The organism is Streptomyces herbicida (assembly GCF_032656585.1).
In the GTDB taxonomy this organism is placed as follows: Bacteria; Actinomycetota; Actinomycetes; order Streptomycetales; family Streptomycetaceae; genus Streptomyces; species Streptomyces herbicida.
Map to the genome: position 1 here is coordinate 77179 of NZ_JAUYWJ010000025.1, position 22192 is coordinate 99370.

The following is a 22192-nucleotide window of genomic DNA, read 5'->3' on the forward strand; positions in this document are numbered from 1 at the left end:
CAGCTGAGGAGAGTGGCACATGTACGTGGGAATAGATGTGGGCACGTCCTTGGTGAAGGCCGCCGCGTTCGACGGCGGCGGACGTGAACTTGCCGTCGAGGCACGGCCGGTGGGGCTCGATCTGCACGAGGGCTCGGTCGAGCAGGACATGGAGGAGGTGTACGCGGCGGTCGTCGCGGTGCTGGACGGTCTGACGGCGCGGGTGCCGGAGCCGGTGGAGCTGGCGGGGCTCACCGGGCAGGGCGACGGGGTGTGGCTGGTCGACGGGGAGGGGCGCCCGGTGCGGGCCGCGGCCTCCTGGATGGACGGCCGGGCGCACGAACTGCTGGACCAGTGGCTGGCGGACGGCACCTTCGAGACGGTGTTCCGGCGGACCGGCAGTGCCATGTTCCCGGGCTGCCCCGGCCCGCTGCTGGCCTGGCTCGACCGCTACGAGCCGAAGTCCCTGGACGCGGCGGCCGCGGCCGTCTACTGCAAGGACATGGTCTTCCAGCGGCTGACGGGCGGGGCACGGGCCACGACGGACGTTTCGGACGCCTCGATGCCGTTCCTGGACCCGCGCACCCGGTCGTACGACAACCGGGTCGTCGAGCTCCTGGGCCTGCCCCACCGCCGGGGCCTGCTGCCCGCGATCAGCGATCCGGTGGCGACGGCTCGAGCCCGCGGCACGGGCCTGCCGCCCGGCACCCGGCTGGCGAACGGCCCGTACGATCTGCCCGCCTGCGCGCTGGGCGCCGGAGTCACCGCCCCCGGCGACGGCCTGCTGATCGTCGGCACCTGTCTGGCCGCCCTGGTGGCCACCGCCGAGCTGGATCTGACCGGCGAGCCGGCCGGTCTGTACATCTCCACCGACCGCCCCGGGCACTGGCTGCGCGCCATGCCCGCGATGGTGGGCACGGCGGCCCTGGACTGGGTGCTGTCCACGACGCGCGTCCGGCACGACGAGGTGGACGCGTTGCTGGCCGAGACCCCGCCCGGTGCTCACGGCGTCCGGGTGCTCCCGTACTTCGCGCCGTCCGGCGAGCGCGCCCCCTTCGTCGACCCCGGTCTGCGCGCCGAACTCGCCGGGGTCTCCCTGGAGTCGACGCCCGCCGATCTGATCCGCGCGACCTGCGAGGGCATCGGCTACGCGGCCCGGCACTGTCTGGCGGCGGCGGGTCTGACGGGCACGCTGGCGGTGTGCGGCGGGGGCACCCGCAGTCCCGCGTGGATGCGTCTGCTCGCGGATGTGCTGGGCCGCCCGCTGCGGGTCGTGGAGGGCGAGGTGGGCGCCCGGGGGGCGGTCCTCGCGGCGGCGGAACGGTACGGGATCACCCTCGACACCGCCGCCTGGACCGGCCCGGCGGCGGTCGTCGAACCGGACCCGGGCCGGGCCGCGTACTACGCGAAGGGGTACGAGGAGCACCTGGCGCGGCTGGCCCGGTCGCGGGGAGCACGGCTGTAGGGAGCACAGATGGAGTTCAAGCGGTGCCCGAGCTGCGGCGGGCCCCTTCAGGCGTTCCGTGACCTCACCGAGGAGGAGAAGAAGTACGTCCGCAGGAGAAGCCGGACTTCGCGCCGGAGGCGTACATCCGCTGCACCCGGGAGGGGTGCCGTCGTTACCAGCGCAAGCCGAAGTGGAACGACGGCGGACACTTCCCCCCTCCCGAGCCGGCGTGAGGATCAGAGGTTGCTGAAGTCCGGGCCCTTGGTGCGGGTCCGCTTGATCTCGTAGAAGCCGGGGACGGAGGCGACCGCGAGGGTGCCGTCCCAGAGGCGGGCGGCCTCCTCGCCCTGGGGGGCGGGCGTGACGACCGGGCCGAAGAAGGCGATCTCCTCGCCGGCGGGGCCGGGGACGGAGATGACCGGGGTTCCGACCTCCTGGCCGACCTTGTCGATGCCTTCCTTGTGGGAGGCGCGCAGCTCGGCGTCGTAGGTGTCCTTGTCGCCGTACTCGATCAGGTCTGCGGGCAGGTTCGCGTCGGCGAGGGCGGCGGCGATGCTGTCGCGGTTCACCCCGAGGCCCTCGTTGTGGAAGCGGGTGCCGAGCGCGGTGTAGAGCCTGCCGACCACGTCGTCGCCGTGCAGCTGCTGGGCGGCGATCACCACCCGGACGGGCCACCAGGTCTTGCCGCCGGGCCGCATGTTCTCGGCATAGTCCTCCGGCAGCTCGTCCAGCCTGTCCTCGTTGAGCACCGACAGGCTCATCACATGCCAGCGGACCTCTACGTCGCGGACCTTCTCCACCTCCAGGACCCAGCGGGAGGTCATCCAGGCCCAGGGGCACACCGGGTCGAACCAGAAGTCGACGGGGGTCTTCTCCGACATGTCTCTCCTCAAGGGGAACGCTTACCCGTATTCCCGTGAGAACGTGCCGGTCCACCCGGCCATTCCCTGCTGCCCCCTGTCAGGGGCACATGGCAGGATCGGTCCTGTTCAGCCGTCTTCGGCAAGCCGTCCTTGCACGCGACCACGAGGGAGTGCACCCGTGCCCGGTGAGAACCTGTCCCGCGACGAGGCCCGGGAGCGGGCCGCCCTGCTGTCGGTCGAGGGGTACGAGGTGTCCCTCGACCTGCGCTCCGCCGTCGGCGAAGGGGACGGCGAACCGCGCACCTTCCGCTCGGTCACCACGATCCGCTTCCGCTGCAACGAGCCGGGCGCGTCGAGCTTCGCGGACCTGATCGCCCCGAGCGTGACCGCCGTCTCGCTCAACGGCAAGGACCTCGACCCGAGCGAGGTCTTCGACGGCTCCCGGATCGCCCTGGAGGATCTGGCCGACGAGAACGAGCTGATCGTCGACGCCCGGTGTGCCTACTCCCGCACCGGTGAGGGCATGCACCGCTTCGTCGACCCCGAGGACGGCGAGGTCTACCTCTACACCCAGTACGAGCCGGCCGACGCCCGCCGTGTCTTCGCGAACTTCGAGCAGCCGGACCTCAAGGCCCCGTTCCGCTTCGAGGTGCGCGCCCCGGAGGGCTGGAGGGTGTGGAGCAACGGCGAGGGCGAACTCACCGACGGGGTCTGGCGTTTCGCGGAGACGAAGCCGATCTCGACGTACATCACCTGCGTGGTGGCGGGCCCGTACCACTATGTGACCGACTCCTACGAGCGGGTCTTCGAGGACGGCACGCGTCTGGAGGTCCCCCTCGGCGCCATGTGCCGCAAGGGCCTCGCGCCCTACTTCGAGGCCGACGACGTCTTCCTGATCACCAAGCAGGGCCTGGACTTCTTCCACGACCACTTCGACTACCCGTACCCCTTCGGGAAGTACGACCAGGCGTTCGTGCCCGAGTACAACCTGGGCGCGATGGAGAACCCGGGTCTGGTGACCTTCCGCGAGGAGTACATCTTCCGCGGGAAGGTGACACAGGCCTCGTACGAGGCGCGGGCCAACGTCGTCCTGCACGAGATGGCGCACATGTGGTTCGGCGACCTGGTCACCATGCAGTGGTGGGACGACCTGTGGCTCAAGGAGTCCTTCGCCGATTTCATGGGCACGTTCTCGATGGTCGGCGCGACCCGCTTCGCCAACGGCTGGACCACCTTCGCCAACCGCCGCAAGGCCTGGGCGTACCGCGCGGACCAGCTGCCCTCCACCCACCCGATCACCGCGGACATCCGCGACCTGCAGGACGCCAAGCTGAACTTCGACGGCATCACCTACGCCAAGGGCGCCTCGGTGCTGAAGCAGCTGGTGGCGTACGTCGGCCAGGACGCGTTCCTGGAGGGCGCGCGGCGCTACTTCAAGCGGAACGCTTACGGCAACACGCGCCTGGGCGACCTGCTGTCGGTGCTGGAGGAGACGAGCGGCCGGGACATGGCAGCCTGGGCCCGCTCCTGGCTCCAGACGGCCGGGGTCAACTCGCTGACCCCGCAGGTGCTGCTGGACGCGGAGGGCCGGGTGGCCGAGCTCGCGGTGCTCCAGGAGGCCGCCGTGATCGCCCCGGCGGTGCATCCCGAGCTGCGTCCGCACCGGGTCGCGGTGGGCCTGTACCGCCGCACGCCGCAGGGGGCGCTGGAGCGGTACGCGCGCGTGGAGGCGGACGTCGAGGGTGCGCGCACGGTCGTGCCTGAACTGGCGGGCGCCGAGGCCCCGGAGCTCGTCCTGGTCAACGACGACGACCTGACGTACTGCAAGATCCGGCTGGACGAGACCTCGCTCTCCACCCTGCGCGACCACCTGGGAACGGTGACCGATCCGCTGGCCCGGGCACTGTGCTGGTCGGCGCTGTGGAACATGACGCGGGACGCGCTGCTGCCGGCCCGGGACTTCGTGGACCTGGTGCTCCGTCACGCGGCCGGCGAGTCGGACATCGGCGTCCTGCAGATGCTGCACGCATGGGCGAACTCGGCGCTGGTGCACTACGCGGTGCCCGAGTGGCGGACCACGGGCGAGCGCCTGCTGGCGGACGGGGCGCTCGCGGAGCTGCGGCAGGCCGAGCCGGGCAGTGAGCATCAGCTGGCGTGGGCGCGGTTCTTCGCGACGGTCGCGTCGGGCGAGGCGGACCTCCGGCTGCTCCAGGGTCTGCTGGAGGGCACGGCCAAGATCGACGGGCTGGAGGTGGACCAGGAGCTGCGCTGGGCGTTCCTGGAGCCGCTCGCGGCCCACGGGGTCGCGGACGAGTCGGCCCTGGCGGCCGAGCTGGCCCGCGACGACACCGCCTCCGGCAGACGCCACCAGGTCCGCTGCCTCGCCGGCCGCCCCTCGGCCGCGGTGAAGGCACAGGCGTGGGCGCAGGTGGTGGAGTCGGACGCGCTGTCCAACGCGCTGGTCGAGGCGACGATCGCGGGCTTCGCGCAGCCGTCGCAGCGGGAGCTGACGGCGCCGTACACGGAGAAGTACTTCGCCGCGATCGAGCGGGTGTGGACGGACCGGTCGATCCAGATCGGCATGGACGTGGTCCGGGGCCTGTTCCCGTCCCTCCAGGACTCTCCGGAGACGCTGGACGCGACGGACGCATGGCTGGACGCCCACCGGGACGCGGCCCCCGCGCTGCGCCGACTGGTGGTCGAGGCACGGGACGACCTCGCTCGGGCGCTGCGTGGACAGGCGTGCGACGCGGCGACCTCTGGCCAAAGCCCGGCCCGTCCGTGACCGTTACGGAATTCAGGCAATAACAGCCGTAACCCCTGGTCCACCCCCGAACGGACCAGGGGTTTTCCGTGCCTATTCGGCACCCGAACACTCGTCCTTTAGTACCGTCTTGTCCGCATTTTTCGACGGGCGTGTAACAACGGTTAAGGGGCGGACGAGGCGCGGGAATCTCGACGGCATGACCCACAACACCCCGCTCTCCCCCCGCCCCGTACGCCGCCTCTCCGAGGTGCACCGCCGGGTGATGTCGACGGCCCGTCTGCGCGCCCACGGCATCTCGACGGCCGAACTCAACGAGCAGTGCCGCCCCGGCGGCCCCTGGCGGCAGCTCCTCCCCGGCATCGTCCTGCTCCACCCCGGTCCGGCCACCAGCGAGGAGCGCCTGCACGCGGCGCTGCTGTACGCGGCGCGCGAGTCGGCGGCGGGGATGCCGGGGGTGCCGTCCCAGCCGAGCGCGGACGAACCGCACCGCCCGGTGTACCAGGAGGCGGTGATCACGGGCCTGGCGGCCCTGGCCCTGTACGGCTTCGCCGCCGCTCCCCCGCTCACCTCCCTGGACCGCATCGACGTGCTGGTCCCGCGGCTGCGCCGGCTGCGCACGACGGGCTACGTCCGCATCCTGCGCACCCCGGATCTGCCCGCCCCCCGCCAGGTCACCGGGCTCCCGGTCGCCCCGGTCGCGCGCGCCCTGGCCGACGCGGTGGCGGAACTGACCGAGGGGGGCGCCGTACGCCGGCTGCTGACCGAGGCGGTACGCGCCGGTCACTGCGAACCGGCCGCGGTGGTACGGGAGCTGACCCAGGCGAAGCTGCTGAGCCGGCCGCACGTGGTGGACGCGGTGGACTCGCTCGTGGCCGAGGGCAGGGCGCTCGCGGAGGACCACCTGTACCGGATGGTGCGCGAGTACGGCCTCCCCGACCCGGTCTGGAACGTGGACCTGAGGCTCCCGGGCGGCCCCCGTCTCGGCGGCCTGGACGCGTACTGGCCGGAGCAGGCGGTCGCGGTGGAACTGGACACCCGGGCCCCGCACCAGGAGGACGACGCCCTGTGGTCGGAGTACGCCCGCAAGCGTGAGCACCTGGAGCGCCTGGGCATCACGGTCGTCCACATCACCCCCAGGAAGCTCAGGCACTCCCTGGAACAGCAGGCGGCAGTGGTGCGGACGGCCCTGATGGCAGCGGGAGACCGCGAACCGGCCGCGTATGTCCTGGTACTGCCCCGATAGGGACGGACCGGGGGCAACAGGAGGGGAGAAGAGGGGCCGCCGGCCAACTGCCGGGGCCCCTCCTCGTTGTGCGGAGGGCCTGGGGCGGTCGCTGCCCGTAGGGTGGCTGTGGTGACCGATGAAACCGTGATGCTGCGTCCCGTCCGTGAGGACGATCTGCCGATGCTGGAGCAGTTTCTGGTGGACCCCGGGGCCACCGGTCCCTTTCAGTGGTACGGCTGGTCGGATCCCGGGCGCTTCAGACGGCGGTGGGCGGAGAACGGGCTGCTGGGGGACGACGGCGGGCAGTTGATGGTGGCGAGCGGCGCGGACCGGCTCGGGTTCGTGGCCTGGCGGAAGGCGGTCACCGGGCCCGCCTCGTACTGCTGGAACATGGGGATCCAGCTGGCGCCGCACGCCTGCGGCCGCGGAGTCGGCACCCGGGCCCAACGGCTCCTGGTCCACTACCTGTTCGCGCACACCCCTGTGATCAGGATCGAGGCGGACACCGAGCTGGAGAACATCGCGGAGCAGCGCGCGCTGGAGAAGGCCGGCTTCACCCGCGAGGGGATCCTACGCAGCATCGTGTTCCGCGACGGGCACTGGCGGGACGGCGTCTCCTACAGCGTGCTGCGCGGCGACCTTCACAGCCCGGCACCCGGAGACGCGACCGCGCCCTGAGTGTGGACCCCGTCGAGCAGTGCGGCGTACGCCGCGATCATCCGCGTGCGGCTGAACCGCTCCCGGCTCCGCGCCAGCGCCGGTGCGAAGTCGGCGCGGCCGGCGATCGCACCGGACCAGGCCAGGGCGATGGCGCCCGGGTCCGGCGGGGTGACGAAGCCGTGTCCGGCCACGATCGAGGCGCTGTCGCCGACGTCGGTCGTCACCGGGACGGCACCGCACATCATGCCCTCGATGAGGCACAGCGGGGCCGCCTCCCCGGACATCGAGGTGAGGGCGACGACATCGGCCCCGGCGTACACCGCTTCCATGTCCCGGCGCACCCCGAGCAGGTGCAGACGTCCGCGCAGGGCCGGCTCGTCGTCCCCGAAGGCGATCGCGATGTCCGCCCAGAGCGCCGGGGTGTCGTCCGTCATTCCGGCGCCGCACATGACCACGTGCCCGCCGCCCTCGCGCGCCAGCCACTCGCGCGCGGCACGCAGGAAGAGGGGAACGTTCTTCATCGTGGCGTACCGGGCGGCGAAGACGACCACGGGCGCCTCCCCCGGGATCCCGAGCGAGGCCCGGAACGCCGCCCGCACCGCCGCGTCGGGCCGGAACCGCAGCAGGTCCACCCCGTTGGGAATGACGTGCAGCAGCTCACCGGGAATCCCGGCGGCCCGGTAGGCGTCCCGCGTCGACTCGGCGCAGCACACACACGCCACGACCGTGCCGTCCGCGATGGCGGCCTTCAGCTCGTCCAGAGCCGGGCCCTGGTTCTCGGGGTCGGACCGGTGCAGACAGACCACGACCGGCCGGCGCGGCAGCCCGGCCTGGTTCAGGAGGGCGAGCGGCTGCTCCTTCAGGGACAGGATCACGTCGGCCCCGGCCATGGCCCGAGCCGTTTCGGCCAGCTCGGGCCCGGTGAAAACGTCCGCGGCGACGGCGCCGTCGACCAGCCCGGCACTGCGCCCGAGTGACGTGACCCCGATACCACCCGCCGTGAGCGACCGGTAACAGGCGTCGTCCTCCATGCGCTGGCGGGTGGCCTCGCGGTGCACCTCACCGTGGACGCTCAGCACCTGGTGGCGCTGCTGACCGCCCTCGACCAGTCCGAGGACGACATCACTGTGGACGATCCGGGCACCGCCGGAGAAGAAACCCTCGTAGACAGACAGCACACGCAGTCCGTGCCTCTCGCGCACACGACCACCCGCCTTGCACAAAATCGAGCCATCCCCGTGAACAGCGGGTTAGCCGATATGAGGCGGTACGGACGTTTCGTACAGATGAACGCCGTGTCTCGTCTCCGGGTCCTCTCGATGACGCGACTCACCGTGGCGGGAGGTGGCTCACCGTCCGCAGAACTCGCCCTCGAGCACCGCGTCGCTGTCCCCCGTCCAGTCGCCGTTGAAGTTGAACGCCAGGGTGTGCCGGCCGTCGGCCGTGGTCACCGCGGAGGACGTGGAACCGTGGATTCCGCCGTCGTGGCCCCAGACGTGGACTCCGCAGGAGAGGGTGCGGTCCATGAGGCCGAGGCCGTAGCCGGTGTTCGGGGCGCCCTCGATCTTCACCGTGGTCTTCATCTCCTTCAGCTGCTGCGGCGGGAGCAGGTCGCCGCGCAGGAGGGCACGGTAGAAGCGGTCGAGGTCGGCGGAGTCCGAGATCATCTCGCCCGCCGACGACGCCAGGGAGGGGTTCAGCTTCGTGACGTCGTACGTCGGGCCCGTGGTCGTCTCCGCGAGCTTGGAGTAGGCGCGGCTGCTGGGGTGCGGGACCGTGGCCCGGGTGCCGGGCACGGAGGTCGCCCTCAGGTGCAGCGGGCCGATGATGCGATGGGTGATCTCGTGGGCGTACGAGTGGCCCGTGACGCTCTTGATCACCATTCCCGCGAGCACATAGTTGGTGTTCGAGTAGTTCCAGGAGGTGCCCGGCGCGAAGTCCGGCTCGTGCTTCATCGCGACAGCGACGAGCTGGGCGGGGGTGAGCGTGTCGTAGCGGTGCTCGAAGAAGCCGTCCGCCAGGAAATAGGTGCGGCCGAAGTCGTCGTCCGCCGTGTAGCTGAAGATGCCGCTGGTGTGGTTGAGGAGCCGGCGGATCGTGATCCGGCGGCCGTCGTGGCCGTGGCCGCGCACCACGCCCGGCAGCCACTTCTCCACCGTGTCGTCCAGGGACAGCCGACCCTCGGCCTCCAGCTGGAGGAGGACCGTCGCCACGAAGGTCTTGGTGATGCTGCCCACGCGGTAACGGTCGTCCGACGAGCGCGGGGCGCCCGTGCGGAGGTTGCCGACGCCGGCCGTGGCCGACCAGGTGCCGCGGGCGTCCTTGGCGGTCGCGGTCACGCCGGGCACGCCCGCCCCGACCGCCGCCTCGATGGCCCGGCGGGTGGCGGAGTGCTCGGCGGTGGCTCTGGCGGGGCCGGCCGCCAGGGCCGGTCCTGCCAGCGCGGCCGACAGGACCAGGGTCGTGGCGCCCACCAGCGTCGTACGTACGGACATGTCTTCCCCCAACTTCGCCGTCGAGCTCGGTCGGGGGGAGGGACACGCGCAGATCGGGGCGGGTTGCCTGCCGAGGAACCGGTTGAGTGACTTTCAGCCCTTCTTCAGCACCAGCTCCGTGTTCCGGTCGTTCGCGTCGCCCGCGAGGGTCTTGCTGGCGCCGGGGGCGTTGAAGGAGAGCTCGCGGTAGAGGGCGGCCAGGCCCGTCTGGCTGAGGTCGGCGAAGTTCGTCCGGTGGGGGGCGGCCGACTCGATGAGCGTGGTGAAGATCGACAGCGTGCCGTCCTTGTTGTCGACCAGCTCGATCACCCGGGCGAGCTGCGGATAGTCGACGTGCGAGGCGGTGGAGATCTCCCAGAAGGAGCGGCCGCCGGACGCGGAGTGCGGGGTGACGACGTTCTTGTGGATGTGACCGTTCACCCAGGCCAGCACGTTGGCGTGGCCGCTGAGGAGGGACACCACCTCGGCTCCGTTGTGCCGGCGCTCGCCGGGGTGGGCCGGGTCCGGGCGGGTGTTGGTCATCGTCTTGCTGGTGTGGTGGCTGAAGACGATGGCGTACGAGTCCTTGTTGTCCCGCAGCGTCTTGTCCAGCCACTTCAGCTGGGCGGTGCCGACGGAGCCTTCGTAGTGGCCGCCTGCGTCGGTGGTGTCGAGGCTGATACCGATCACGTCGTCGGCGATGCGGAAGGCGTAGTACTGGGTGCCCGCGTCCAGGTTGGCGGAGGAGTAGCCGTGGCCGACCGGTCCGATGCCCTGGTAGGCCGGGTCCAGATGGGCCTTGAGATAGTCGGCGGGGGTGTACGGGGCGCGCTTCTCGTCCGGAGTGACCGAGTGCATGGACCGCGCGTGGGCCTTGAGGAAGTCGCGGTAGCCGACGCCCTTGGGGTCCTTCGCGTTCTTGATGGCGTCCTGGAGCTTCTTGGCGTCGGCGGCGGACACGTTCATCAGCTTCTTGCCGCCGATGGCCGCCTCGGCGAGGTAGGGGTCGCCGTGGGAGCCGTAGCAGCCGAGGGGCAGCGCGTCGTGGTTGCCGACGGTGGAGTACCAGGGCAGGTTGAGACCGGGACTGCGGACCTCCCGGACGGCGGCCGCCAAGAAACCCTTGAGGTGCGGGAATCCGAGCGCCTTGTCGCCGTCGCGGAGCGTGGAGTCCGGCTGCCAGTACAGCTTGAGACCGCTGTTCTGGACGCCCTCGTAGTGCCGCGGGTCACCGGAGTCGGGGGTGATGCGGCCGCCGCTCATGACCTTCATGAACCACTCCAGTTCGGAGTGGGCGTTGTTGTCGGTGTTGTCGCCGGTGGTCATGACGAAGTGCAGCGGGGAGCCGGTGACGGGGGCGCCCCGCAGCGCGTTGACCCGCTCGACGAGCGAGATGGCGCCCTGCACGGTCAGCGCCTCCTGCGGGCGCCAGGCGTGCGGGTCCGTGGAGCGCAGGAACTCCAGCCGCAGCGGGTGCTGGACGTCCATCAGGTGCAGATCGGTGAACTGTACGAAGGCGGCGAGGGGCGTACGGCGGCCCGCGCGGCCGGACTTGGGGGCGGCGAGCTCGCTGCGCACGACGCGCTTCCAGCCGGCGCCGTCGCCCAGGCGGCGGTATCCGGAGCTGGTGCGGGGCGCGGCGACCGTGGCGAGGGTGGTGCCCTTGGTGTAGGGGGCGAGGGCGGCCGCCGGGGCCATGGGGGTTCCCCCGGTCGAGCGAAGCCGAGACTGGGGGAGGGAGGCGACCGGTGCCTGGGACGTGGTGGCGGCCTGGCTGTCGGTGGGGCGCAGGGCGTAGCCGATGCCCGCGGAGACGGACACCGCTCCGGCGGCGGCGAGGACGGTACGGCGGTTTACCCCCAGCGCGGAGGTGGCGACAGAGCGTATGCGCGACATGGCGCGATCTCCCCGAGTGCGAACGCGTCGGCTGTGGTCGCGGGCGATCGCTGTCGCGAACATCCCGCTCACTTTGGATCGTTGGCAGCGGGGATGACCTGCGCGTGAACGAGGCGGCAACGGGCAGCGCCGATCACCGTACGTGGATCTCGGCGTACGGGGGCGGTCATGGAGTGGATTTCGGGTGGCCCGAGGGCGGTCACTCAGTGTTCATCTCTCGGGGTAGGGGACGGTCCCCGGGCCCGCGGCCGGCGAAGCCTTGGCCGACTCTCCGTCAGCCGGATTCCACTCGTCCCGCGGCCGGTCGCTCGCGCCACAGACGCAGGGCGATGTCGACCAGGCGCACCCGGGTGAGTCCGGGCACCGCGGACAGGTGCTGCCAGGCAGCCAGGTCGGTGGAGCCGCCGATCTCGTTGCGGAGTTCGCCGCCGACGACCTCGCCCTCGTAGATGATCCGTACGCCGTGGTGGTCCGTGGCGGAACGCAGTCCCTGGCGCCCGCGCACATGGCGGGAGGAGTCCACGCCGAGGAGACCGGTCACCTCGATGCGATAGCCGGTCTCCTCGGCCACCTCCCGGCGGACGGTGTCGTAGGGGTCCTCGCCGTGCTCCATGCCGCCGCCCGGCAGCACCCACTCGGGGGTTCCGTCGAAGGCCGGGGAGCGGGCGAGCAGGATCTGTCCGTCGCGGACGCACACGGCGTAGGCCGCCACCCTCAACTTCTCGCGCACGGGGGGACGTTAACGCGCCCGCTCCGGATTGGCAGGTGAGTATTCGGGGGCGGACCAGCGCAGCGGCACGCCCGCCGGGGTCTCCACGGCCTCAATGATGGTGAAGCGGACCATCCGCTCCCCGTCGGCGCCGAACTCCGTGCGTGCGGCGCCCGTGAGCTGGAGCGTCGTGCCCGAAGTCCAGTCCAGGAACAACAGCCCGGCGCGCGGGTCGGCCGTCAGGTTGCCGAGGGTGAGGAACATGGAGTTGCCGGGGTAGTCGCGCCAGCTCAGTTCGCTGGGCGAATCGGCGCTCACGAAGCCGGGGTTGCCGCCGCGGTGGCTGACGTCGGCGCCGGCGGGGTGCACGGTGGCGATGAAGAAGGTGTCGGCGGCCGTGACGAACCCGGCCTGGGCGGGCGTCAGTTCGTCCGTGCGGACGGGCGGGCCGGGTGTGCGGCCGGTGATCTCGTAGGTGTCCCTCTTCTGCAGGTACTTGGGGCAGTTGGAGAACACCCGGTCCGCCTCGATCGCGAACCCCCTGGCCGTGGGCCGGAGCCGGCCGTTCAGGCGCATGCGGCGGCGGGTGCGCGGGTCGAGCGCGATGGTGCCGACGGCGGTGCCCGGCGCGGCGAGGGCCGTCGCGAGCGGGTCGGCCGGGGGTGGCCCGCCCGCGACAGAGATCTGCCGGGAGCCCGTGGCCCGGACGAACCCCGGGGTGCCGGCCAGGGGCGAGGCCCAGACCCGGCCGGTCGCGGGGTCCGCCGCGCCCGCGATCAGCAGCGGCTGGAGTTCCAGGAAGGCGGCGGCCACCGGTTTGATGCCCTCGCCGATGGCGCGGCCCACGTGGTCGGCCGCCCCGCGCACGCCGACGCGGTCCTGCACGGCGCGGGAGCCGAGGTGATAGACCCCCATGATCAGAAGAATCCGCAGGTCGGGGCGGCGGCGTTGGGAGCCGGGGCACCTTCGGCGCCGTCCGGCACGGAGATCTCCAGGCGGGTGCCGTCCGGGTCGTGGAAGAAGATCCCGCCCGAGGCCGCGCCCTCGCGGTGGGCCACGACGCCCTCGTGGGCGAAGTCCACGCCGTGCGCGCGCAGCGCCGCCTCGTACCGCTCGACCCGCTGGATCGAGTCGGCCGTGAAGGCGAGGTGGTGCAGGCCGGCCCGGCCGCCGTCGTACGGCGCCTGGGCCTGCTGCCAGAGGGTGAGCACGGGGCTGTCGCCGCCGTCGCCCAGGAACGCGTACCGGCGGTCGTCCTCCTTGCCCTCCGCGAGCAGGGTGAAGCCCAGGACGTCCCGGTAGAAGGCGAGCGAGCGGTCGAGATCGGTGACGTTCAGGCCGATGTGGCCGGTGCTCAAGGTCATGGCTCTCCCCTTCGAATTATCTAACCTCTTTCATTGACATTAAAGGTTAGAATCGAGAGCGTCAACCGGTCACGTACTCTTGAGCGGTTAGCAGAGAAGGAGTGAGTGCCCGATGTCCGCCACGTCCGACCCCCGTCCGCTCACCGGCGAGCCGCTCTCGCTCGATCTGCTCAACACGCGGTGGAGCCGGGAGGGCGTCACCCAGGACCTGCTCACGGACACCGAGGGGCTGGCGGTCTGGCTCGCGAGCAACGGCCTGGCGGGCGAGTACGCCTCCGACGCGGAGGTGCTGCGCCACCTTCTCCAGGCGCGGGACGCGCTGAAGGCCGTGGTGGACGGGTCACCCGAGGAAGGGGCACCGCTCGTCGACGCGGTCCTCGCGCACGGCCGGATCCGGCCCACGCTCACTGCCGGGGGGCCGGGCGAGCGGGCAGAGTTCGGTGATCCCGCCTGGGGGCCGGCCTGGCTCGCCGCCCGCAACTACCTGGAGCTGCTCGCCACCGCCCCCGACCGGATCCGTGGCTGCGCCCATGAGTCGTGCGTCCTGCACTTCTTCGACACGTCGAGGAACGGCACCCGGCGCTGGTGCTCCATGGCCGCGTGCGGCAACCGCGCCAAGGCGTCCCGCCATTACGCCCGCTCCAAGGAAACCTGATCGATTCGGGACTCAACCCCCCAAATCCGATAGCGGGTTTTCCCCATACATAAATTTCGATTCGGTCAACGCTCCCCAAAGTTGTGTCCCTTGGGTAAAGCTGTGCGCTCGTCCGGCACGGAAGTCTCCACCTACAAGGGATGCCGATGACTCACACCCCCGAGCGCGAACCCATACCCGGCCCGAGACGCCTGGCTCGCACAGCCGTGGCCGTGGGCGTGGTGGCCGCTCTCTCCGCGGCAGGGCCGATACCCATGGCCTTCTCCGCCGACGCACCGCCCGCGGCCGCCGACCCCGGCGTCAAGTCGGCCCACGACAAGTTGGGTTCGGACGACGCCGACCTGCTCGCCGAGGCCAAGGCCGCCGGGGACAAGAACGTCACGATGATGATCGCGACCGCCCCGGGCAGGACCGAACAGGTCGCCCAGGAGCTGGACGCGGTCAAGGGCGGCTCGGTGGGCCGTACTTACGACAAGCTCGGCTATGTCCGCGCCACCGTCCCGACCGGCCGGGCGGACGCGGCGATCGCCGCCGCCGCGAAGCTGTCCTCGGTGCACGCCATCGATCTGCGCCAGGAGATCCAGCTCGACGACCCGGCGCCGAGCGCGGACACCGCCAAGGGCGCGGGGAGCACGGGGACCGCGGCCACTTACCCGGCACCGGGCAAGAACACCCCGGCCGAGAACCCGTACAACCCGTCCTTCGAGACCGGCGCCGTCGACTTCGTCAAGGAGCACCCGAAGGCGGACGGCCGCGGCATCACCATCGGCATCCTCGACTCCGGTGTCGACCTCGGCCACCCGGCGCTGCAGAAGACCACCACCGGCGAGCGGAAGATCGTCGACTGGGTGACGGCGACCGACCCGATCGTCGACAGCGACCAGACCTGGCGTCCGATGGTGACGTCCGTGTCCGGGCCGAGCTTCACCTACGGCGGCAGGACCTGGACGGCGCCCGCGGGGTCGTACCAGATCAGCACCTTCAAGGAGTCGTACACCACCGGCGGTGACGCGGCGGGCGACGCCAACCGGGACGGCGACACCACCGACTCCTGGGGCGTTCTGTACGACGCGGCGGCGGGCACGGTCACCGTCGACCTGAACAACAACTACGACTTCTCCGACGACACGCCGATGAAGCCGTACAAGGACGGCTACCAGATCGGCTACTTCGGCACCGACAACCCGGCCACCGACGTGGTCGAGCGGCAGCCGTTCGTCGTGCAGATCCGCAAGGACGTGCCGATGGACCCGTACGGCGGGTCCTGGGTCGGCAAGAAGGCCGACTTCGTCAACATCGGTGTCATCGAGTCCGAGCACGGCACCCACGTCGCCGGCATCACCTCGGCCAACGGCCTGTTCGGCGGGAGGATGAACGGCGCCGCGCCCGGCGCGAAGATCGTCTCCTCCCGTGCCTGCACCTGGACCGGCGGCTGCACCAACGTCGCGCTCACCGAGGGCATGATCGACCTCGTCGCCAACCGCGGCGTCGACATCGTCAACATGTCCATCGGCGGTCTCCCGGCGCTCAACGACGGCAACAACGCGCGCGCCGAGCTCTACACGCGCCTCATCGACACCTACGGCGTCCAGCTGGTCATCTCCGCGGGCAACTCCGGCCCCGGCGCCAACACCATCGGCGACCCCGGCCTGGCCGACAAGGTCATCTCGGTCGGCGCGGGCATCTCAAGGGAGACCTGGGCCGCCAACTACGGCTCCGCCGTGGAGAAGAAGTACGCGCTGCTGCCCTTCTCCTCCCGCGGCCCGCGCGAGGACGGCGGCTTCACGCCGACCCTGGTCGCGCCCGGCGCCGCGATCAATACGACCCAGACCTGGCTGCCGGGCTCCCCGGTCGCCGAGGCGGGGTACTCGCTGCCGGCCGGCTACTCGATGCTCCAGGGCACCTCGATGGCGTCCCCGCAGGCGGCGGGCGCGAGCGCGCTGCTGCTGAGCGCCGCCAAGCAGAAGGACATCACCCTCATGGGGTCCAGGCGTACGAGGAGGGCTCGGGTCGCATCGACATCGTGGACGCGTGGGACGCGATCCGCGACGAGGCGACCGCCCACGAATACACGGTCAAGGCGCCCGTCGACACCGCGATCGACTTCGCCCTGAAGACGCCGGGCTTCGGCACGGGCCTGTACGACCGCGAGGGCGGTCTGAAGGCCGGGCAGAAGAAGACGTACGACGTCACCATCACCCGTACCTCCGGCCCGGACCGGGCACTGTGGCACGAGCTGAACTTCGTGAACAACGCCGGTGACACCTTCCGGATCGTCGGCGACGACATGGTGAAGCTGCCGCTGAACCAGCCGGTGACCGTCAAGGTCCAGGCGGCCCCGAGGTCCGCGGGCATCAAGAGCGCGATCCTGGAGGTCGACGACCCGAGGACCGAAGGCGTCGACAAGCAGATCCTCACCACGGTCGTCGTGTCGACCCCGGTCGGCTACACCTACTCCGCGTCGAGTTCGGTGCAGCGCAACAGCAGCCAGTCGTACTTCCTGAACGTCCCGGCGGGCGCCAAGTCCCTCGAGGTCGCGATGAGCGGCCTGAAGGACAAGAGCCAGACGCGGTTCATCGCGATCCACCCGTACGGCGTTCCGGTCGACAACACCTCGACGCCTTTCTGCTACAACAACTACCTGAACGGCAACGGCTGCAAGCCCGACGTGCGCTCGTACGCGGACCCGCAGGCCGGCGTCTGGGAGATCGAGGTCGAGTCGCGCCGGACGTCGCCGCTGCTCGACAACCCGTACAAGCTGGACGTCAGCGTCCTCGGCGCGGCCTTCGACCCGGAGACCGTGACCGTGCCCGAGGCCAAGGTCGGCACCCCGGCCGCCGTCTCCTGGAAGGTGACCAACAAGTACGCGGCCCTGGACGGCAAGCTCGTCGGCGGCCCGCTCGGCTCCTCGAAGACGGCCCGGCCGTCGATCAAGGAGGGCGAGACCCGGACCACCACGGTGACCGTGCCCGAGGGCGCCAAGTCGCTGGACGTGGCCATCGGCGGTGTCTCCGACACCGCGGCCGACCTCGACCTGACGGTGTACGACGCGAGCGGCAAGCAGGTCGCGCAGTCCGCGGACGGCGACTCCGAGGAGGCGGTCTCCATTGCCTCACCGGCCGCCGGCACCTACACCATCGAGGTCGTGGGCTACTCGGTCCCGTCGGGCTCGACCGACTACGACTACCGGGACGTGTTCTTCTCCTCCGCGCTCGGCTCCGTCACCGTCGACGGCTCGGCGCCGGTGAAGCTCGGCACGGGTGACTCGGCCACGGTGACCGGTCAGGTCACGGCGGCCGCGGTGGCCCCGGAGGGACGCGAGTTCTTCGGCCAGGTCCAGCTGGTCAACGCGCGCGGCACGATCGCGGGCGTGGGCAGCGTGAAGATCGAGAAGGTCACTCCGTAACACCGTTTCGGAACATGGGGGCGGGCGTCCTGGTGGGCGCCCGCCCTCGCGTATGACCCGTCAGCCGCAGGTGCCGGCCGCCGCCGACGCCGGTGTCGGCAGGGCCAGCTCCCGGAGGATCACCGCCCGCTGGTCCGCGACCTCCTGCTTGCCGCTCACCCACAGGTCCGGCGAGGAGGCGTTGTCCAGGAAGCCGGCCAGGACGTGCTCGCCCCCGCGGGGAGCCGGGTCGATCGCCTCGTCCGTCAGGAAGGTGAGCTCGGCCTTGCCCTTCGCCGGCTTGTAGTAGTGGGTCACCCGCAGGGTGACCCGGCTCTTCCCGGTGCCGGGCACCCGCTCGGCGGACGTCACGTCGCCCTCGACGACAAGGCGGGCGCAGGCCGTGTAGGCCCCCTTCGCGTCGCCGCCGCTGTTGTCGGACTTGGCCCCGGCGCTGTCACTGGCCCCGTGGACCATGCCGTTCCCCGTCTGGGTCAGCAGCCAGGCCATCCCCGACAGCACGGCCACGACGGCCACCACCGCGAAGGCGCCGAAGGCGAAACGGGCGGCGCGGGGCCGCGGGGTACGCGGCGCACGTGCCATCGGCGCCGGAACCGGCTTCCGTGCCTCGCCGGGCTCCGCCAGCGCGTCCCCGATGACGCCGAGTTGCTCCCGCAGCAGCGCCACGTCGGCCACCGCCGCCCGGTGTTCGGCCATGAGCGCGGCGTCGGCGCGGGCCCCGTCCGGCAGCGGCCGGTCCATCAGGACGGCCATCAACGCGTCCATGCCGACGTCGCCGTCGTCGTATTTGTCGTGTTCGGCGGTCACGTCACACCACCTCGTCCTCGTGCAGGCGGGCGCGCAGGGCCCGTACCGCCGTGTGCAGCCTGCTCTTGACCGTGCCCTCGGGGATGCCGAGCTCCTCGGCTATCCCGCGCACCGGCAGGTCGGCATAGAAGCGCAGGACGACGACCTGGCGCTGGCTGTCGGGCAGGTTGTCCAGTCCCTGGGCGACCGCGAGGGAGAGCACGCTGGTGTCCTCGCCGGAAGGGTGGTCGCCCTGCCGCAGCGAGGCCAGCCGCTCGCCGAGCCGTTCCTGGCGGCGCTTGGCGCGATGCCAGTCCATGGCGAGGTTGGAGGCGACGACCGCCGCCCAGGCCGAGACGTCCCGCGGCGCCTCCTCGCCCTTCGCGGCCCGCTCCAGCAGCCGAAGGCGGACCTGCTGGACCCCGTCCAGCAGGTCCGCCTGAGGCACCCCGCCCAGCGCGAGCACCGCCCGCACCCGGCGTTCCTGGGCCGCGTCCAGCGGATCGTCCCCTCCGTGATCCGCGCCCTGGCCACGGCGGGCCTTTCTGCGCAGCACAGCCACCCCTCCCCTCGCCGCGTTTCCCCTATGACGCCGCGGCGGGCCGAAACGTTCGGAGCGATTTTCCGCGATCTTCCGGACCCCGCTCCTCCACTTGATCCACTCGTCTCCGGCGCATCGACTTCACACCGTCCCCACTGTCACCATGAACTCCATGACGCACATCACCAAAGGCGCCAACACCCCTGTCCCCGCAGGTCCGTTGCGGGTCGCGGTCTGCCGACGGAGCGCTCCCGGGACACCGGTCGTGGACGCGTCGGCCCTGCTGCTCGACGCGGCGGGCAAGGTCCGCGGCGACGCCGACCTCGTGTTCTACAACCAGCCCGCGCACCCCTCCGGGGCGGTACGGCACACGGGGGCGGGCGAGGGCGAGGGGATGCTCACCGAGTGGCTGGAGGTGGACCTGCCCCGCGTCGAGCCGGAGATCCAGCGGGTGCTGATCGCGGGCTCCTGCGACGGCGGGGTGTTCGGACAGGTGCCCGGGCTGTATGTGCAGGCGCTCACGGCGGACGGCGCGCTGGTGGTGCACTACGCGGTCACCGACGCGTCGAGCGAGACGGCGTTCGTGCTCGGGGAGTTCTACCGGCGCAACGGGGAGTGGAAGTTCCGGGCGGTGGGGCAGGGGTACGCCTCCGGGCTCGCGGGGCTGGCGACGGACTTCGGGATCGCGGTGGAGGAGCAGACTCCGGCCCCCGCACCGGCCTCGGTCCCGACCGTGGCCCCGGCACCGGTGCCCCCGCCGCCCACGGTCCCTCCGGCGCCGCCCGTCCCGGCCGCGCCCCCGGCCGCCGTACCGGCCCGGCCCTCCCCCGCCGCGCCGCAGGACGCCGTCCCCCGCTCCTTCGGCCCCGAGTTCCCCCCGTACGTCCAGCGCGGCCGCGGCAACGGCGTCGTCTCCGTGGACGCGCCCCTGCCGCCGGGCCCGGTGATCGTGGAGGCCTGGCACGACGGCGACGGCTACTTCGGGATGCACACCCTGAACCGCCGCAACAAGGACGACGAGTTCCTCTACAACAGCACCCTGCGCGACTTCCGCGGCCGCGCCCTCGTGCTGCCCCCGGCGGACCGCCCGCTGCGGCTGCGGGTGGAGGCCGACCACGACTGGACGGTGTCCGTACAGCCGCTGTCGGTGGCCCGCCGGATCGGCCAGGGCCCGCTGAGCGGATACGGCCCGGAGGTCATCGCCTACGCCGGCCCGGCGGCCGACCTGGACGTCGACTTCGCGGGCGACGAGGACGGCGGCGGCTACTTCGGGCTGAAGTGCCTGGAGGCCCGGCATCTCGGCAGGCCCGACGAGTACGACCTGCTGGTCAACGACACCGACCCGTTCCGCCAGACCGTGCCCCTGCCCGACGGCCCTCTACTGCTGCTCCTGGAGGCCGACGGCCCCTGGCAGCTCACCGCCCGGCCGCTCCCCGTGTTCGACGGAGCCGCCGCGCAGGCCGCCGGTGCCTGGACGGGCCGCGGCGACCGGACCGTCACCCTCGCCAACCCGGCCCCCGGACGTCCGGCGCTGCTGGAGTACGACTTCACCGACGCCGGCACGTTCGGGTCGTACCGGGTCAAGCTGCTCGACGAGTACGACGACGAGGAGACGGTCCTGGAGGGCTCCCGGCACGGCGGGCACGGCCGCACCGTGCTCTTCCGCAAGGGCGAGCCGGAGGTGCGGCTGAAGGTGGAGGACGGGGGCGACTGGAGCCTGCGCCTGCTGCCGATCGAACAGGTCCCGCCGCTCACCGGCGCTGCGGAGGGCCGTGGCAGCGCGGTGTTCCGCTACGACGGCCCGCCCGCGCTGCTCGGTCTGCGCCGCACCACCTCCGACACCGAGTCGCTGGAGACCCGCACCCTGCAGAGCGACGGGCAGATGCGGATCTCGGCCGACAGCGTGGGGCGGCGCCGCCCGGCCGTCGGACCGGTGTGGGTCTCGGCGGCCGGGTACTGCTACGTGCATGTCTTCGCCGCGAGCGTCGACACCGGCTGGCGGATCGAGACCGCGGACCCGGCCTCCGTCCCGGTGCTCGGCAAGCTCGTGGAGGGCCAGGGCTATGGAGTCGTACGTCACACCGGGCCCGAGGCCGAGGTGATGGTCAGGCACGAGCCGCGCGGGATGCTGGACCTGGTGGTGCTCTGGGAGCTGGACGAACGCCTGGAACCGATGCGCCGGATCAGCACGGCTTCCGGTCTGCAGCGCGTTCCGGGAGGATTCCTCCAGATCAGGACGTCCGGCAAGTGGAGCATCGAGCTGCGCGGCTGACGTGAGACCCGTCCCATTCCTCGGGCAAAGGATTGGACACACGGGCCGGGGTGAGACGCATGATGGAAAGGCCCCGGCCACGCAGGGGGCACCAGCAAGCCATGTGAAGGAGTCGCAGTGAGGGTCGGAATCGTCGGAGCCACCGGTCAGGTCGGCACGGTCATGCGCAGGATCCTCACGGAGCGGAACTTCCCGGTGGACGAGCTGCGGCTGTTCGCCTCGGCCCGGTCGGCCGGCACCGTCCTCGACGGCGTGACGGTGGAGGACGCGGCGACAGCCGACTACACCGGCCTCGACATCGTCATCTTCTCGGCGGGCGGCGCGACCTCCAAGGCGCTGGCCGAGAAGGTCGCCTCCCAGGGTGCCGTGGTGATCGACAACTCCTCCGCGTGGCGCAAGGACCCCGACGTTCCGCTGGTGGTCTCCGAGGTGAACCCGCACGCGATCGCCGACCGCCCCAAGGGCATCATCGCCAACCCGAACTGCACCACGATGGCCGCGATGCCGGTGCTGAAGCCGCTTCACGCCGAGGCGGGCCTGGAGGCGCTGGTCGTCGCCACCTACCAGGCGGTGTCCGGGTCCGGGCTCGCGGGCGTGGCGGAGCTCCACGGGCAGGCGCAGAAGGTGATCGCCGACGCGGACAAGCTGACCCACGACGGCGAGGCGGTCGACTTCCCGGAGCCGGGCGTCTACAAGCGCCCCATCGCCTTCAACGTGCTCCCCCTCGCGGGCAACCTCGTCGACGACGGCCTGAACGAGACCGACGAGGAGCAGAAGCTCCGCAACGAGTCCCGCAAGATCCTGGAGATCCCGGCCCTCAAGGTCTCCGGCACCTGTGTGCGCGTCCCGGTGTTCTCCGGCCACTCCCTGCAGGTCAACGCCCGTTTCGCCCGCCCGATCTCCCCGGAGCGGGCGGCCGAGCTGCTCGCCGACGCGCCGGGTGTCGTCCTCACCGACATCCCCACGCCCCTCCAGGCGGCCGGCAAGGACCCCTCGTACGTCGGCCGCATCCGCCGCGACGAGACCGTCGAGCACGGCCTGGCCCTGTTCATCTCCAACGACAACCTCCGCAAGGGCGCGGCCCTGAACGCCGTCCAGATCGCGGAGCTGGTGGCGGCGGAGCTCGCCGCGAAGTAACGCGCGGCAAC

Annotated in this window: 16 protein-coding genes and 1 pseudogene; 8 read left to right on the plus strand and 9 right to left on the minus strand. The window is 71.5% G+C overall.

Annotation, left to right across the window (positions count from 1 at the left end; translation table 11 throughout):
• Positions 1 to 19: 19 nt before the first annotated feature.
• A complete protein-coding gene (locus Q8A52_RS39170; protein ID WP_316760772.1) occupies positions 20 to 1444 on the plus strand; it encodes an FGGY-family carbohydrate kinase in 1425 nt (474 codons plus the stop codon).
• Positions 1445 to 1662: 218 nt separating this feature from the next.
• Here Q8A52_RS39170 and Q8A52_RS39175 read toward each other — a convergent pair whose 3' ends face one another.
• Positions 1663 to 2307, minus strand: coding sequence for a mycothiol-dependent nitroreductase Rv2466c family protein (locus tag Q8A52_RS39175; RefSeq protein WP_316760775.1), 645 nt, complete (start codon positions 2305 to 2307; stop codon positions 1663 to 1665).
• 160 nt (positions 2308 to 2467) lie between these two features.
• Between Q8A52_RS39175 and pepN the strand changes: the two genes are divergently transcribed.
• The 3 genes from pepN (at position 2468) to Q8A52_RS39190 (ending at position 6959) form a co-directional block, all read left to right on the plus strand.
• Complete coding sequence (gene pepN / locus Q8A52_RS39180) at positions 2468 to 5074, plus strand: aminopeptidase N (RefSeq protein WP_316760778.1); 2607 nt, start codon at positions 2468 to 2470, stop codon at positions 5072 to 5074.
• A gap of 178 nt (positions 5075 to 5252) precedes the next feature.
• Positions 5253 to 6299: a hypothetical protein gene (locus tag Q8A52_RS39185; RefSeq protein WP_316760781.1), complete on the plus strand. Its 1047-nt coding sequence runs from the start codon at positions 5253 to 5255 to the stop codon at positions 6297 to 6299.
• A gap of 111 nt (positions 6300 to 6410) precedes the next feature.
• Complete coding sequence (locus Q8A52_RS39190) at positions 6411 to 6959, plus strand: GNAT family N-acetyltransferase (protein WP_316760784.1); 549 nt, start codon at positions 6411 to 6413, stop codon at positions 6957 to 6959.
• On the opposite strand, the gene Q8A52_RS39195 is transcribed toward Q8A52_RS39190, so the two are convergent.
• The 6 genes from Q8A52_RS39195 to Q8A52_RS39220 all read right to left on the minus strand — a co-directional run bounded on the left by Q8A52_RS39195 (position 6923) and on the right by Q8A52_RS39220 (position 13384).
• Positions 6923 to 8119 (minus strand): glycosyltransferase, encoded by a 1197-nt coding sequence (locus Q8A52_RS39195; protein WP_316760906.1) that lies wholly within the window; start codon positions 8117 to 8119, stop codon positions 6923 to 6925. The genes Q8A52_RS39190 and Q8A52_RS39195 overlap by 37 nt on opposite strands.
• Before the next feature lie 171 nt (positions 8120 to 8290).
• Complete coding sequence (locus tag Q8A52_RS39200; RefSeq protein WP_316760787.1) at positions 8291 to 9436, minus strand: serine hydrolase domain-containing protein; 1146 nt, start codon at positions 9434 to 9436, stop codon at positions 8291 to 8293.
• A gap of 93 nt (positions 9437 to 9529) precedes the next feature.
• On the minus strand, positions 9530 to 11311 hold the full coding sequence (locus tag Q8A52_RS39205) for a TIGR03767 family metallophosphoesterase (protein WP_316760789.1): 1782 nt from the start codon (positions 11309 to 11311) through the stop codon (positions 9530 to 9532).
• A gap of 274 nt (positions 11312 to 11585) precedes the next feature.
• On the minus strand, positions 11586 to 12041 hold the full coding sequence (locus tag Q8A52_RS39210) for an NUDIX hydrolase (RefSeq protein WP_316760792.1): 456 nt from the start codon (positions 12039 to 12041) through the stop codon (positions 11586 to 11588).
• Positions 12042 to 12050: 9 nt separating this feature from the next.
• Positions 12051 to 12935 (minus strand): pyridoxamine 5'-phosphate oxidase family protein, encoded by an 885-nt coding sequence (locus tag Q8A52_RS39215; RefSeq protein ID WP_316760795.1) that lies wholly within the window; start codon positions 12933 to 12935, stop codon positions 12051 to 12053.
• A 2-nt stretch (positions 12936 to 12937) separates the two neighbouring features.
• Entirely contained in the window at positions 12938 to 13384 is a 447-nt protein-coding gene (locus Q8A52_RS39220) for a VOC family protein (protein ID WP_316760797.1), read from the minus strand.
• A gap of 112 nt (positions 13385 to 13496) precedes the next feature.
• Between Q8A52_RS39220 and Q8A52_RS39225 the strand changes: the two genes are divergently transcribed.
• Positions 13497 to 14039, plus strand: a complete 543-nt coding sequence (locus tag Q8A52_RS39225; RefSeq protein ID WP_316760800.1) for a CGNR zinc finger domain-containing protein — start codon at positions 13497 to 13499, stop codon at positions 14037 to 14039.
• A gap of 146 nt (positions 14040 to 14185) precedes the next feature.
• A pseudogene (locus Q8A52_RS39230) lies at positions 14186 to 17445 on the plus strand (S8 family serine peptidase).
• Positions 17446 to 17505: 60 nt separating this feature from the next.
• Here Q8A52_RS39230 and Q8A52_RS39235 read toward each other — a convergent pair.
• A complete protein-coding gene (locus tag Q8A52_RS39235; protein ID WP_316760803.1) occupies positions 17506 to 18252 on the minus strand; it encodes a hypothetical protein in 747 nt (248 codons plus the stop codon).
• A 1-nt stretch (position 18253) separates the two neighbouring features.
• A complete protein-coding gene (locus tag Q8A52_RS39240; RefSeq protein ID WP_316760805.1) occupies positions 18254 to 18793 on the minus strand; it encodes a sigma-70 family RNA polymerase sigma factor in 540 nt (179 codons plus the stop codon).
• A 151-nt stretch (positions 18794 to 18944) separates the two neighbouring features.
• On the opposite strand from Q8A52_RS39240, the gene Q8A52_RS39245 reads away from it, so the two are divergent.
• Together Q8A52_RS39245 and Q8A52_RS39250 are read left to right on the plus strand one after the other, a co-directional pair.
• A complete protein-coding gene (locus Q8A52_RS39245; RefSeq protein ID WP_316760807.1) occupies positions 18945 to 21044 on the plus strand; it encodes a TerD family protein in 2100 nt (699 codons plus the stop codon).
• 117 nt (positions 21045 to 21161) lie between these two features.
• Positions 21162 to 22181 carry an aspartate-semialdehyde dehydrogenase gene (locus Q8A52_RS39250; RefSeq protein ID WP_316760810.1) on the plus strand — a complete coding sequence of 340 codons (1020 nt, stop codon included), beginning with the start codon at positions 21162 to 21164 and terminating at the stop codon, positions 22179 to 22181.
• Positions 22182 to 22192 lie beyond the last annotated feature (11 nt).